Origin of the sequence: Desulfohalovibrio reitneri (assembly GCF_000711295.1) — a bacterium.
GTDB classification, from domain to species: domain Bacteria; phylum Desulfobacterota; class Desulfovibrionia; order Desulfovibrionales; family Desulfovibrionaceae; genus Desulfohalovibrio; species Desulfohalovibrio reitneri.
In genome coordinates this window covers 2,470,319-2,482,023 of record NZ_JOMJ01000003.1, presented here as the reverse complement: position 1 = coordinate 2,482,023, position 11,705 = coordinate 2,470,319, and the positions used below count along the sequence as shown (strand labels likewise).

Below are 11,705 nucleotides of genomic sequence, written 5' to 3'. Positions count from 1 at the left end.
CCCCGGCCGTCGCGCGGAGGGGGCTTTGGCTCAAACAAGGGGAACGGGCTACTTTCGCTCCAGCACCATGCAGATGGCCAGGCGGTTGTCCTCGCCCGGCTCCACCGGGCACAACTCCATCTTGCCCTGGTACATGGAGCCGAAGAAAGTGGTGTCCTCGTCGGCCATGAGCAGGGAGCCGTCCATGCGCACCACGCCCACCAGATCCTCGCACTTTTTGGGGCTACACCACTCGCCGTGCAGGGCGCTCCCCTTCTGGGAGTCGATGCGCAGGGTCATCATGTCGCCGCCGATGACGATGTCGTCCCCTTTGACCATCCCGTGGTCGGAGCCGCCCTGGGCGGCACCCCAGCTTTTGCCGGAAGCGGTCCACGTTCCGGTGAGGTCTTCGGCCTGGGCCAGGGAAAAGGACAGCAGAAGGCAGGCGGACACGGCCAAGGGAAGGAAGAGGCGGCGGATCATGGAAACTCCCTGTGTTTTAAGGTATCTGGAACCGCCGATTTTACATCCGCCGCAGCCCCGGGGCAACCTCGGGGTACGTCCCCTGCCGTGCCATTGCTATCCGCCGAATCCCGCACGATTCCGTAAAATCACCGCTTCATCCCCCTGGACAACCCCCGGACGCTGCGCTACATAAGCGCTGTCCCGGGGTGGAAGTGCGTCCACAGGGGCGGGTTCGGCGCACGGGCGCCGGGTCCTGATACGAAGACTTGGGTTCGGAGACGGTGTTCCTGCTTTGCGCGTTGACCCGGCTCGACTCGGCTTCTTTACTAACAACGCATCGCTAGGAGCATCGACAATGGCCAAGAACATCTACGTGGGCAACCTGCCCTGGTCCACCACCGACGAAGAACTGAACGACATGTTCGCCGAGTACGGCAACGTCTCCTCCGCCAAGATCATCTATGACCGCGAGACCGGCCGCTCCCGTGGCTTCGGCTTCGTGGAAATGGACAACGGCGCCGAGGAGGCCATCTCCTCCCTCAACGGCAGCATGATTGGCGGCCGCAGCCTCAAGGTTAACGAGGCGCGCCCCCGCGAAGAGAAGCCCCGCCGCTGGTAGGACTGACTCGCATGTTCCCCCGCCCGGCCTCGGCCGGGCGGGTTTTTTCAATAGATCAAGGAGGATAGATGGCCAAAGAAGAAGGAATCAACGTCACCGGCACCGTGGAGGAGGCCCTGCCCAACGCCATGTTCCGGGTGGTGCTCGAGAACGGCCACGAAGTGCTGGCCCACATTTCCGGCAAAATGCGCAAGTTCCGCATCCGCGTCATGCCCGGCGACAAGGTCGTGGTCGAAATGAGCCCCTACGACCTCACCCGCGGCCGCATAACCTACCGCCCGCGCTAGTTCGCCGCGCCCGGGTCCCCCGGGTTACGGCGGCCCCCGCCCCTTTTCCCAGAGCCTCCGCCGCCCGCTCGACGCGGGACGCGCCACCGGTCCATTTGGCGTTTCTATTCCGACGTCCGCCTGAACACCGCCAGCGTCACATCGTCCTCCAGGGCCCTGTCCTCGGTGAATTCCTCCAGACTGGAAAGCACGGCCTGGACAATGTCTTGGGCCCGCTTGCCCGCGTGAGCCCGCACCTCCGCCTTGACCCGCTCGATGCCGAACATCTCACCGGCCGTGTCGCGCGCCTCCCAAAGCCCGTCCGAACACAGAATGACCACCGCCCCGGGCGGCAGTCCGCAGGTGTTGAACCCTTGAAAATCCTTGTCCGTGCAGCAACCTATGGGCGGGTCCGAGCCGGACAATTCATGGAAGGAGCCTTCACCCGGGTCGAATACCAGCCCGTAGGGGTGGCCGGCGCTGGCCCAGCGCATGCACCCCTCGGCCGTGTCCAGGGTCAGGAAGGACAGGGTGCAGAAGTGGCCGCCCCGGTAGGTGTCCGAGGTGAAAAGGCGGTTGACCTCGCCGAGCAGCCGGTGCGGTTCGCAGGAGAGGTGCGCGTTGGCCCGCACGTAGGCGCGCAGGGTGGTCATGAGCAGGGCAGAGGCCGTGCCGTGGCCGGAAATGTCGCCCAGGGCCAGGCAATAGGCGGTTTCCGGCCCGCAAGGCGGGGGAAAAAGGTCCAGGTAGTCCCCGCCGATGGCCTCGCACGGCCGGGAATGGGTGGCCACGTCCAGTCCCGGCGGTTCGGGCCGTTCCCCGGGCAGCAGCATGCGCTGCACCTCCGAGGCCCGGTCCATCTCCAGCCGCATGCGCTGGTGGCGCAGTTCCGACTCGTGCAGGAAGGAAAGGTGGATGGCCGAAGCGGCCTGCCCGCAGACGAACTCGAACACCTCCACGTCCTCGGCGTCGAAGGGGCGGCCGTCGCGGCGGTTGGTTATCTTGGCCACGCCCAGGATCCTGCCCCGGTGGATGAGCGGCACGGCCAGCATAGAGACCACATCCTTCCGCGCAACCTCGGGCGAGGCCAGCTCCCCCCGGCCGATGTCCTCCGGCGAGAGCAGCAGGGAGCGCCCCTCGGACCAGGCGCGGCCGGGCACTTTCTCCCCCCTGGCCAGCAGCTTGTCCCGGGGGATGGTGGAGCCCAGCGGCCCGCGCGACATGGCCAGGGAAAGCCGCTCGCGCTGGTCGTCCACAAGGTACAGCGAACAGTTCTCCGCGCCCAGAATGTCCATGACCGATTCCATGAGCCGCTCCAGAATCTCCCCCAGCGACAAGGAGCCGGAGATGTCCCCCATAGCCCGGATGCAGGCACGCAGCCGCTCCAGTTGACCACGGGGCGGTCCAGCCTCGGAAGGCGCGCCGTTCCCTTCCCCGCTCACACGCGGCCTCCGCGCGATTCGGGAATGATCAGTATATCCCGTAATATTGCAGTGTGTTGTCCGCTCGGCATGCCGGTTCCTCGGGGTCCTCTTTCCAGTCAGCCCTATTATGGGTAGTCCAGGGAGACTCACGGAGCAACCCCCATGATCGTTTCCGCCTCCCGCCGCACCGATCTGCCCGCCTTCCACGCCCGCTGGTTCCTCGACCGCCTGGGCAACGGCTTCGTGGACGTGGCCAACCCCTTCAACGCTGCCCAGGTGTCCCGGGTGGACCTGCGGCCGGAAGCGGTGGACGCCCTGGTCTTTTGGACCCGGCTGCCGTCCAGAACCATGCTGGACGCCCTGCCCTCCCTTGAACGCGAGTACCGATCGGTGTGGATGGTCACCATCACGGGTATGAACCGCGTCATGGAGCCCGGCCTCCCCGGCCTGGCCGAGCAGTCGGCGCGATTTCGCGAATTGGCCCGCCTCCTGGGCCCGGAACGCGTCATCTGGCGGTTCGACCCTGTTATCGCCGTCCAAGGGCACCTGGAGCGGCCGCTGGAGCTGTTCCGGCGGGTGGCCGGGGAACTGCGCGGACACACCTTCCGGGTGATCGTCAGCCTGTTGGACCCGGGGCGCTACAAGCGGGCGGTGAAGCGCACCCGCGCCGCCCTGGACGAACGCGGCGTGACCGCCCCCCTGCTGGACCTGGCCGCGCCCGAACACGCCGGGAAACTGGCGCGGCTGGCGGACGGGCTGGTGGGGCTCGCCCGGGAGCACCATTTGGAAATCCAGTCCTGCGCATCGCCCGTTGACCTCGCCCCCCACGGCATCCCGTCCGGGGCCTGCATCGACCCCGCCCTGCTGAACCGCCTCTTCGGACTCACTCTCCCCGAGACCCCCGACCCCGGCCAGCGCACCCACTGCAACTGCGCGCCGAGCAAGGACATCGGCTCCTACAACACCTGCTCCTTCGGCTGCCGCTATTGCTACGCCACCCGCTGAACTTGCCGGGGGCACCCCTTCGGTCTACAAGGGACAATGAGGCGAAACCCCAACCATCCGCCCCGGACCGGCGGCAAGGGAGGCGGCATGGCCGAGAAACGCGAAAAGGCCGGCTTCATCTGCGTCAAGGACACCCTGGACGGCGGGTATCCCGCGCTGGTACTGGGCATCAACGCCGCCAGGCAGGGCATGGAGAGCAAGATCTTCTACTCCTTCATGGGGCTGAACCTGGTCATGGAGGGCGGCGCGGAGCGCGCCAAGTACATCCCGCCCGGCCTCATGGGGGCCGTTCCCGGCATGTCAACCATCGCCACGGGGATGATGAAGAAGAAGATCGAGAAGGCCAACATCCCGTCCCTGGCCGACCTGCAGGAGATGGCCCAGATCGAGGGGGTGGAGCTCATCGCCTGCAAGATGACCGTGGACATGATGGAAATCGACGAGGACAAGCTGATCGAGGGCGCTGTGGTCTGGACCGCCGAGGACTTCCTGACCTACGCCCGCAAGTGCTCGGTTTGCCTGTTCACCTGAGACGAAGGGGTTCTTTGTGAACGACGAGGGGAAGCTGTGCGTCGTGTGGAGCACGGCGGACAGGGAGGTGGCCGAGCGGCTGGTGCTGCTCTACGTCACCAACGGATTGCGCAAACAATGGTGGAAACGGGTCCGGCTCATGATTTGGGGCCCGTCCCAGGAACTGCTGTGCGTGGACAGGCGGCTGCGCGATGGTCTGGCTGAGGCCCAAGAGGCGGGTGTGGAGTGCATGGCCTGCCGGAACTGCTCGGACCACTACGGCCTGACCGGGCAGTTGCGCGACCTCGGCGTGGAAGTGCTCTACACCGGCCAGCCGCTCTCGGAAATGCTGCAGAGCGACTGGAAGGTGCTCACCTTCTGAAGCCGTGGGATAAAGGCGGGGACCAGAAAAATGCCTCTGGCGGCCAGGGGGCTGACTCGGGCCAGCTCTGCTCTCTTCATCCCTAAGACCGAGCACGCTCGGCCCAAGGACTGAAGGTTCCTAGCCCTCGCCCTTCGGGCCAAGCGCTCCGCGCTTGCTCCAAATCGGCCTCCGGGCCGATTTAGTCCGCGCCCCCTGGACCCTGCGGCAAACTCAGCTTGCATGGGTATCGCGTGCTGGCGCGCGGTGGGCTCGTGCGCGGGAGCACCCCGGCGCATCGGCGATTGTGGGGCGCGTAAAGCTGGGAACACGTGAGCGCATGAGCGCGGCCGGGTATGTTCAGGTCCAGCGCATCAGGAAAGCTTTCTGAAGCCGTGGGCGAAGTCCGGGTTGTAGAGGCTGGAGCGGGTTTCCCCGCCGGTTTCGCCCGGCAACACGAGAAAGAGGGTCTGCCGCGTGAACGGGGCGGCCGCCTCGGGAAGGTTCTCCAACGTGGTCCGAGAGGTCGCCTGCCCGGGCCAGCCCACCTTGTGGGCCACCACCACGGCCGTTTCCGGCGGCAGTCCGGCTGCCAGCAGCTCGTCCCGGATGCCCTCCGCCATGGGCGCTGAGAGGTAGATCGCCAGGCAGGCCCCGGTTGCGGCCAGTTGGCGAAGCGACTCCGGCACCGGAGTTCGGCCCCCCGCCCGGGTGAAAACCACGCTCTGCACGCGGCCGGGCACGGTCAGGCTGGCCCGGGCCTCAGCCGCCGCGGCGAAGGCGGCTGTCACGCCGGGCACCACGCCGTACTCCACGCCCTCCCCGTCCAGCAGGCGCATTTGCTCGCGCACCGCGCCGTACAGCGAAGGGTCGCCCGTGTGCAGGCGAACGGCCGTGCCGCCCGCCCGCACGCACTCCATGAGCAGGGCGTGGGTCTGCTGCAGGTCCAGCGGCGCGGAATCCTCCACCCGCGCCCCCTCCTTGGCCTCCTCGGCCAGTTCGCGCGGCACCAGGGAACCGGCGTACAGCACCAGGTCCGCCGAGCGGATGAGCCGCAGCCCCTTGACCGTGACCAACTCCGGGTCGCCCGGCCCGGCGCCGACGAACCAGACGCGCGGCTGGCTCACTCGCTCTCCAGGGCGGCCTGGGCCAGGGCGTTGACTACGCAGGCCGCCAGGGCGGAACCGCCTTTGCGGCCGGAGATGGTGACGTACGGCGCGGGGCAGTGGGACTCCAGCCAGGCCTTGGACTCGGCCGCGTTGACGAAGCCCACCGGCATGCCCACCACAAGGCGCGGTTCGGCCTGCCCGGCAAGCATGTGCTCCATGAGACGGATGAGGGCGGTGGGCGCGTTGCCGATGACCACCACGTCCAGCATCCCCCGGCCCAGGGCCACGTCCACGGCCGCGGCCGCGCGGGTGACGCCCAGCACCGAGGCCAGGCGGTAGGTCTCCGGGTCCTCCATGAGGCAGACTGCGTTGCAGCCCAATGGCTCCAACCGCCGGGAGGGAATGCCGCACAGGGCCATGCGGGTATCCGTGAGCACCGTGGCCCCGGAGGCCAGGGCGTTGCGCCCCGCCTCGGCCGCGCCGGGTGAGAAGCGTATCAGGTCCAGCAGTTCGAAGTCGGCCGTGGTGTGGACCATGCGCCGGGCCACCAGCCATTCCAGCCCCTGGAAGGGGCGCGGCTCGGGGACTTCGGCCTCGATGCGGGCCATGGACTCGCGCTCGATGGCCTGGGGATCGGAGATGAGAGTGAACGGTGGCTTGCCCATCCCCTCTTTGTTACCGGGGTTGGAGAGGAGAGGCAAGCGGGTCGTCCCCTTGCCACTGGGGAAGCTTCACCGTGACCCGGGTTCCCTGCTCGTCGCCTGTGTCCAGTTCGATGCCCCCGTGGTGGGCGTCGGCGATGAGCCTGGCCCAGTAGGTGCCCAGTCCAGTGCCGTGGCTCTTGCCGTAGGTGGCGTACTTGTCGAAGAAACAGTCGCGCAACGATTCCGGCACTGGTGTCGGGTTGGCCACTGTGACCAGCGCCAGCCCCTCCTCATCCCCGGCCTCCACCCGCACTTCCCTTCCAGGTTCCGAGGCCTCCACGGCGTTGCGCAGCAGGTTCTCGAACAGGCAGAACAGCAGGGTGCGGTCGCCGGACACGCTGAGCCGGCAATCTTCCGGCAGCTTGACCTCCACCCCGAAGCAGGACTCCGCGGCGCACTCGGCCGCCTCCCCCACCAGGTCGGAAAGGTCCACGGCCTCGCTATTCAACCGAAACTCGCCGCGCTCCATCTTGCCCACGTCCCTGGACAGATCCAGAAGCCGCAGCATCTGGTCGCAGTTGCGCTCCAGGTGATCCAGCACCTCGCCCTTGTCCAGGCGCGCGTCATCCGAGCGCAGAAGCCGCAGGCCAGCCTGGAAGGAGACTACCGGGCTGCGCAGGTCGTGACGGACGAGTCGGTCCACGTCCTCCCGCTGCCGCTCCAGTTCGCGGCGCTTGGTGACGTCCTGCACGAATCCCTTGAGCCGGGTTATGCGGCCGTTCTCCCGTATGGCCCGCACCGCCCGCTGGGCGATGAAGGTGGAGCCGTCGCGCCGTTTGGCCACGGACTCGAATTCCAGAACGGAGTCCTCCTCCTCCAGAATCTCCAGCATCTCAAGGCGCTGGGCGGGGTCTAAGTAAAGATTCTCGGCGTTCTTCACTTCCTCCAGCAGCTGCCGGGGAGAGGAGTAGCCGAACAACTCCGCGAACTTCGGGTTCACCAGCCGGTACTCCCCTTCGGGCGTGGACTGGTAGATGCCCAGTGGGGCGTAATCGAAGATGGCGTGGAAGCGTTCTTCGGACTCGCGCAAATCCGCCAGTGCCTGCTCGAGCTCGGTGACGTCCTCAATGGTGCCGATGAGGAAGGGCCGCCCATCCTCGTCCCGGCTCAGGGACAGATTGAGGTGGGCCTGGAAGCGGCTGCCGTCGCGGCGGCGGTAGACGTGGCTGAAGCGCGCGTGCTTGGGATTTTGCCGGACAGCTTCAACGACCCCCTCGCGGAGCGCTGGGTCGTCGTAGATATCCTCGGCGATGTTGGTGACGTTGGCGAGCACGGCGTCAGGGGAGTCGTAGCCGAATATTTCGGCAAGGGCGCGGTTGACCCAGAGAAAGCGTCCATCCGTTGTGGAAAGGAACATCCCCACCGGAGCGAGATCGGTGAAGAGCTTGTAGTCCTCGCTATGGGCCCCGGGCCCTTCCCGGACGAGTCTGCGTGGCGGCATAGCAGCACCTCCGGTTGCACTGTTGCCTCCTCCTTATTTATGACGCTACCCATGCCCATAGAAAATAGCAATGCTTATTTCCCCCCTGGACCGTTCCACAAGGTAAGCTGTCCGCCCTCGGCTGGGGTGCCCCCGGAAGCGTCCTCCCCTGGCGACTCCCCGGCCAGCATGGCCCGGATACCCCGCAGCTCGGCTTCCACCTCGGCCAGCACCCCGGCCCGGTCGTCCTCCTCCAGCCGCTTGCGCGCGCCTTCAATGGTAAGTCCTTCATCGTACAGCAGATATTTGACCCGGCGCACGACGTGCAGGGAGTCGTCGTCGTAGACGCGCTGGCCGGTGGAACTGCGGCGGGGCTGGATTTGCGGAAACTCCGACTCCCAGAAGCGCAGGACGTACGGCTTCACACCAAGCAGCTCCGCCGCCTGGCCTATCTTGTAATTGCCGCCGTGACCGCCGGAATCGGACATGCCCGGCATCCTAGCCGTGCCCGGGACGGGAGTAAACAGGCTGTTACGGCATGGTTGATTTCCGCTCTCGCTCCAGACGGCGGCGACCCGGTTTTCCTTGCCGGGTTCACATGCCGCGGGTACCATCCATCATCGCACTCCATCCCTTCGGAGGGATGCCATGACCCCCACACGCGTCCTTTTCGTGGGCTCGCGGCACGGTTCGCGATCCCGCATGGCCGAGGCCATCCTCTCGGCGCTCGCGCCGGGCGAATTCGAGGCGCAAAGCGCGGGATTCGAAACCGCGCCGCTCGACCCGCTGTGCGCCCTGGTCCTCGAGGAAACCGGGCTGCCGCCGCCCACCGTGGAGTCGGCCACCGCCTTCTCCCTGTTCTCCTCCGGCCGCATCTTCGACCACATCATCACCCTCTGCGACGACACCACAGGCGAACGCTGCCCCATCTACCCCGGCCATGCCAACTACCTCCACTGGCCCACCCCGGACCCGGACGCGGTGCAGGGCAACGAGGACACGCGCCTCACCGCCCTGCGAGCCTGCCGAGACCAGCTTGCGGGCCGCATCCGAGGATGGCTGCGGGAACAAAACAGCCTGAAAGAATCGGTTGAAGCGTAGCCCCGCACCGCAAATCATCTCCCGTGCACCCACCTCCCGCCTCGTTCCGGTTCCGCCCCTTCTCCCTTTTCCTCATGCCGCCCCCCCTGATTCGCCCCTTCGCCGTGGCGCTCCCTCCCCGCCACTCCACCACCTCCCATCCCGCGAAACACATGCAAAGTTAGTTTGCCGCGGGTCCAGGGCCGCGCAGGCCCTGGTCGCCCGCAGGGCGAAATCCTTCTTCTTTCCCCTTCTCCAAAATAAAAGGCCCGGACGCTTCAAGCGCCCGGGCCTTTTCATCGGTATCTGTTGCCCGCCTATTCCTGCGCCTTGACGGGCAGGGCGTTCAGGACGGCCTTGATGACGGCGTCGTGGGCCTTGTCCACTTCGGCGTCCTTGAGGGTCTTCTTGGGGGAGCGGTAGGTGAGGCGGAAGGAGAGGTTGCGCTCGGCCGCGCCTTCGGGGCGGTAGGCGTTGACCATGCGCACGGACTCCATGAGGGGGTGGTTGGCCCCGCGCATGGCTTCCTCGATGCCCCCGGCCTGGACGCCGTCCGGCACGACCAGGGTGACGTCGCGCCAGGAGGCCGGGTAGACGGGCAGCTGCTGGAAGTGGCGGGTGTCGGAGCGGTCCAGTTCGCGCAGGGCGGTGGCGTCCAGTTCGGCCAGCCAGGCGTCGGTGCGGGCCTTGGCCTCGGCCGCGGGGTCGGCCCGCAGGCGGCCCAGCGCGCCCAGGGGGCGACCGGCCAGGGAGACCTGGACGGCGGGCTCCATGAAGGGGTGGTCCTCCTCCAGCGTGAAGCACAGGGACGGCAGATTGAGGTAGCGGGCCAGATCCTCGACGATGCCCTTGAGGTCGGCGTAGCCCACGGGCTCGTCGCCGTACGGGAAACCGCCGGGATGGGCGCGGCCGTGCAGCAGGACGGCCAGCCGGGGCTCCTCGCGCACGGTGGTCTCGGAGTCCGGGTCGGCGAAGAAGGCCTTGGCCAGCTCGAAGAGGCGGAGGTCGGCCTGGCCATGGGCCAGGTTGTGGCCCAGGTTGCGCACCAGCCCGGAGCAGACCGCGGTGCGCATGGCCCCCTGCTCCTCGGAGAGGGGGTTGGCCACGTCCACGCGGTTGTCCGAGGGCAGGCCCAGCAGGTCCAGCTCGCGGTGGGAGAGGAAGGCGTAGTTGATGCACTCGCGCAACCCCGCGCCGCGCGCCCAGCGCTTGAGGCGCAGCTCGAAGTCGTACTCGCTCTCGGGCTTGGCCGCATCCTCCAGGGACTTGCGCACGCGCGGCAGGGTGGTGGGAATGTTGTCCATGCCGTAGACGCGGGCGACCTCTTCCACCAGATCGATCTCGCGCTCCAGGTCCAGCCGGTGGGAGGGCGGCACCACGGACCACTCGGCGGATTCGTCGCCGGAGACCTCGCAGCCCAGGCCGCGCAGGGTGTCGCGGCAAAAACCGTGGTCGAATTCGATGCCCACCACCTCGGAGGCGCGGGCGGGGCGGAAGCCCAGGGTGGGGGCTTGCCAGGGCTTGGGCTCGGAGCGGGCCACGCCGGAGAGCACCCTGCCCCCGGCCGTGGCCTGGATGAGCTGGGCGGCCCGGTCGCAGGCCTTGCGCGCCCCGGCCTGGTCCACGCCGCGCTCGAAGCGGTGGGAGGCCTCGGAGGGAAGGGCTTGGCGGCGGGCTGTGCGGCGGATGCTGGCGGGCTTGAACACGGCGCACTCCAGCAGCACGTTGGCGGACCGGCCGTGCATCTCGGTGTCCGCGCCGCCCATGACCCCGGCCAGGGCCACCGGCCGCTCGTTGTCCCAAATGAGCAGGTCGTCCGGCTCCAGGCGGCGGATCTGGCCGTCCAGGGTGGTGAAATCGCGCGGCTCGCCGGAAGGGGCCACGCGCACCACGCCGCCGCGCAGCAGGTCCTCGTCAAAGGCGTGCAGGGGGTGGCCCATTTCCAGAAGCACGTAGTTGGTCACGTCCACCACGTTGTTCACCGGCCGCTGCCCCACGGCCAGCAGCCGCTTGCGCAGCCACAGCGGGGAGGGGCCCACGGAGACGCCGCGAATGACGCGGGCCATGTAGAGGGGGCACAGCTCGGGGTCGTCGATGTCGATGCGCCAATCCGCGTCCGCTGCTTCGGAAATCTCCTCGGGAAAGGACAGGGGCGGGGTGAGGGGCAGGCCGAAGGCCAGGGCCGCCTCGCGGGCCACGCCAAGGTGGGAGAGGCAGTCGGCGCGGTTGGGCGTGAGGTCGATGTCGAGGACGGTGTCGTCCAGGCCCAGGGCGTCCATGAAGCGCTGGCCGGGGGTGAAATCGCCCTCAAGGGCCAGGATGCCCTCGTGGCCCTCGCCCAGGGACAGCTCCCGCTCGGAGCAGATCATGCCGTGGGAGGCCTGGCCGCGGATCTTGGCCTTCTTGATCTTCAGGCCGTCGGGGAGGGTGGTGCCCACCTTGGCCACGGCCACGGTCTGGCCCTTGGCCACGTTGGGCGCGCCGCAGACGATGTCCAGGGTCTCGTCGCCCACGTCCACGCGGGTCACGGAGAGCTTGTCCGCGTCCGGGTGGGGGCCGCACTCGACGACATGGCCGATGACCACGCCCTCCAGCCCGGCGAAGGGGCGGGCGATCTCGTCCACTTCCAGGCCGAGCATGGTCAGCTGGTCCGCCAACCGCTCGGGCGTGCCATCAAAGGGCGTCATTTCCCGAAGCCACTGCAAACTCACGCGCATAGGAAGCTGCTCCCGCGAATCATCGGCCCCCCGGGGGAGGCCCGGA

At 67.7% G+C, this 11,705-nt stretch carries 13 protein-coding genes; 6 read left to right on the top strand and 7 right to left on the bottom strand.

Annotation, left to right across the window (positions count from 1 at the left end; translation table 11 throughout):
- Nucleotides 1–48 precede the first annotated feature (48 nt).
- Nucleotides 49–462 carry a hypothetical protein gene (locus N911_RS0112375; RefSeq protein WP_029897572.1) on the bottom strand — a complete coding sequence of 138 codons (414 nt, stop codon included), beginning with the start codon at nucleotides 460–462 and terminating at the stop codon, nucleotides 49–51.
- A gap of 337 nt (nucleotides 463–799) precedes the next feature.
- On the opposite strand from N911_RS0112375, the gene N911_RS0112370 reads away from it, so the two are divergent.
- Both N911_RS0112370 and infA read left to right on the top strand, forming a co-directional pair.
- The gene (locus N911_RS0112370) at nucleotides 800–1,063 is read left to right on the top strand and encodes an RNA recognition motif domain-containing protein (RefSeq protein ID WP_029897570.1); all 264 of its coding nucleotides are present in this window, start codon (nucleotides 800–802) and stop codon (nucleotides 1,061–1,063) included.
- A gap of 68 nt (nucleotides 1,064–1,131) precedes the next feature.
- On the top strand, nucleotides 1,132–1,350 hold the full coding sequence (gene infA / locus N911_RS0112365; protein ID WP_029897568.1) for a translation initiation factor IF-1: 219 nt from the start codon (nucleotides 1,132–1,134) through the stop codon (nucleotides 1,348–1,350).
- 104 nt (nucleotides 1,351–1,454) lie between these two features.
- On the opposite strand, the gene N911_RS17660 is transcribed toward infA, so the two are convergent.
- Complete coding sequence (locus tag N911_RS17660; RefSeq protein ID WP_138774400.1) at nucleotides 1,455–2,771, bottom strand: PP2C family protein-serine/threonine phosphatase; 1,317 nt, start codon at nucleotides 2,769–2,771, stop codon at nucleotides 1,455–1,457.
- A gap of 144 nt (nucleotides 2,772–2,915) precedes the next feature.
- On the opposite strand from N911_RS17660, the gene N911_RS0112355 reads away from it, so the two are divergent.
- The 3 genes from N911_RS0112355 to N911_RS0112345 all read left to right on the top strand — a co-directional run bounded on the left by N911_RS0112355 (nucleotide 2,916) and on the right by N911_RS0112345 (nucleotide 4,650).
- Nucleotides 2,916–3,758, top strand: a complete 843-nt coding sequence (locus tag N911_RS0112355; protein WP_029897565.1) for a DUF1848 domain-containing protein — start codon at nucleotides 2,916–2,918, stop codon at nucleotides 3,756–3,758.
- A gap of 87 nt (nucleotides 3,759–3,845) precedes the next feature.
- The gene (locus N911_RS0112350; RefSeq protein WP_029897563.1) at nucleotides 3,846–4,289 is read left to right on the top strand and encodes a DsrE/DsrF/DrsH-like family protein; all 444 of its coding nucleotides are present in this window, start codon (nucleotides 3,846–3,848) and stop codon (nucleotides 4,287–4,289) included.
- A gap of 16 nt (nucleotides 4,290–4,305) precedes the next feature.
- Nucleotides 4,306–4,650: a DsrE family protein gene (locus N911_RS0112345; protein ID WP_029897561.1), complete on the top strand. Its 345-nt coding sequence runs from the start codon at nucleotides 4,306–4,308 to the stop codon at nucleotides 4,648–4,650.
- A 353-nt stretch (nucleotides 4,651–5,003) separates the two neighbouring features.
- Here N911_RS0112345 and cobM read toward each other — a convergent pair whose 3' ends face one another.
- From cobM to N911_RS0112325, 4 genes are all read right to left on the bottom strand, one after another.
- Nucleotides 5,004–5,756, bottom strand: coding sequence for a precorrin-4 C(11)-methyltransferase (gene cobM / locus N911_RS18895; protein WP_029897559.1), 753 nt, complete (start codon nucleotides 5,754–5,756; stop codon nucleotides 5,004–5,006).
- Nucleotides 5,753–6,403 carry a precorrin-8X methylmutase gene (locus tag N911_RS18890; RefSeq protein WP_029897557.1) on the bottom strand — a complete coding sequence of 217 codons (651 nt, stop codon included), beginning with the start codon at nucleotides 6,401–6,403 and terminating at the stop codon, nucleotides 5,753–5,755. Before N911_RS18890 ends, cobM begins: the two co-directional genes overlap by 4 nt.
- Nucleotides 6,404–6,413: 10 nt before the next feature.
- Nucleotides 6,414–7,883 carry a PAS domain-containing sensor histidine kinase gene (locus N911_RS0112330; protein ID WP_029897556.1) on the bottom strand — a complete coding sequence of 490 codons (1,470 nt, stop codon included), beginning with the start codon at nucleotides 7,881–7,883 and terminating at the stop codon, nucleotides 6,414–6,416.
- 74 nt (nucleotides 7,884–7,957) lie between these two features.
- A complete protein-coding gene (locus N911_RS0112325; RefSeq protein WP_081859191.1) occupies nucleotides 7,958–8,350 on the bottom strand; it encodes a MerR family transcriptional regulator in 393 nt (130 codons plus the stop codon).
- Nucleotides 8,351–8,510: 160 nt separating this feature from the next.
- Here N911_RS0112325 and N911_RS0112320 point away from each other — a divergent pair, with 160 nt between their 5' ends.
- Nucleotides 8,511–8,963 carry an arsenate reductase ArsC gene (locus N911_RS0112320; RefSeq protein WP_029897551.1) on the top strand — a complete coding sequence of 151 codons (453 nt, stop codon included), beginning with the start codon at nucleotides 8,511–8,513 and terminating at the stop codon, nucleotides 8,961–8,963.
- A gap of 296 nt (nucleotides 8,964–9,259) precedes the next feature.
- On the opposite strand, the gene pheT is transcribed toward N911_RS0112320, so the two are convergent.
- Nucleotides 9,260–11,659, bottom strand: coding sequence for a phenylalanine--tRNA ligase subunit beta (pheT, locus tag N911_RS0112315; protein ID WP_029897549.1), 2,400 nt, complete (start codon nucleotides 11,657–11,659; stop codon nucleotides 9,260–9,262).
- Nucleotides 11,660–11,705: the final 46 nt, after the last annotated feature.

What these genes read in the sequence shown, in the direction of transcription:
- N911_RS0112375 (WP_029897572.1), bottom strand. Translation starts at nt 462, where the DNA reads ATGATCCGCCGCCTCTTCCTTCCCTTGGCCGTGTCCGCCTGCCTTCTG.
- N911_RS0112370 (WP_029897570.1), top strand. Translation starts at nt 800, where the DNA reads ATGGCCAAGAACATCTACGTGGGCAACCTGCCCTGGTCCACCACCGAC.
- infA (WP_029897568.1), top strand. Translation starts at nt 1,132, where the DNA reads ATGGCCAAAGAAGAAGGAATCAACGTCACCGGCACCGTGGAGGAGGCC.
- N911_RS0112355 (WP_029897565.1), top strand. Translation starts at nt 2,916, where the DNA reads ATGATCGTTTCCGCCTCCCGCCGCACCGATCTGCCCGCCTTCCACGCC.
- N911_RS0112350 (WP_029897563.1), top strand. Translation starts at nt 3,846, where the DNA reads ATGGCCGAGAAACGCGAAAAGGCCGGCTTCATCTGCGTCAAGGACACC.
- N911_RS18890 (WP_029897557.1), bottom strand. Translation starts at nt 6,403, where the DNA reads ATGGGCAAGCCACCGTTCACTCTCATCTCCGATCCCCAGGCCATCGAG.
- N911_RS0112330 (WP_029897556.1), bottom strand. Translation starts at nt 7,883, where the DNA reads ATGCCGCCACGCAGACTCGTCCGGGAAGGGCCCGGGGCCCATAGCGAG.
- N911_RS0112325 (WP_081859191.1), bottom strand. Translation starts at nt 8,350, where the DNA reads ATGTCCGATTCCGGCGGTCACGGCGGCAATTACAAGATAGGCCAGGCG.
- N911_RS0112320 (WP_029897551.1), top strand. Translation starts at nt 8,511, where the DNA reads ATGACCCCCACACGCGTCCTTTTCGTGGGCTCGCGGCACGGTTCGCGA.
- pheT (WP_029897549.1), bottom strand. Translation starts at nt 11,659, where the DNA reads ATGCGCGTGAGTTTGCAGTGGCTTCGGGAAATGACGCCCTTTGATGGC.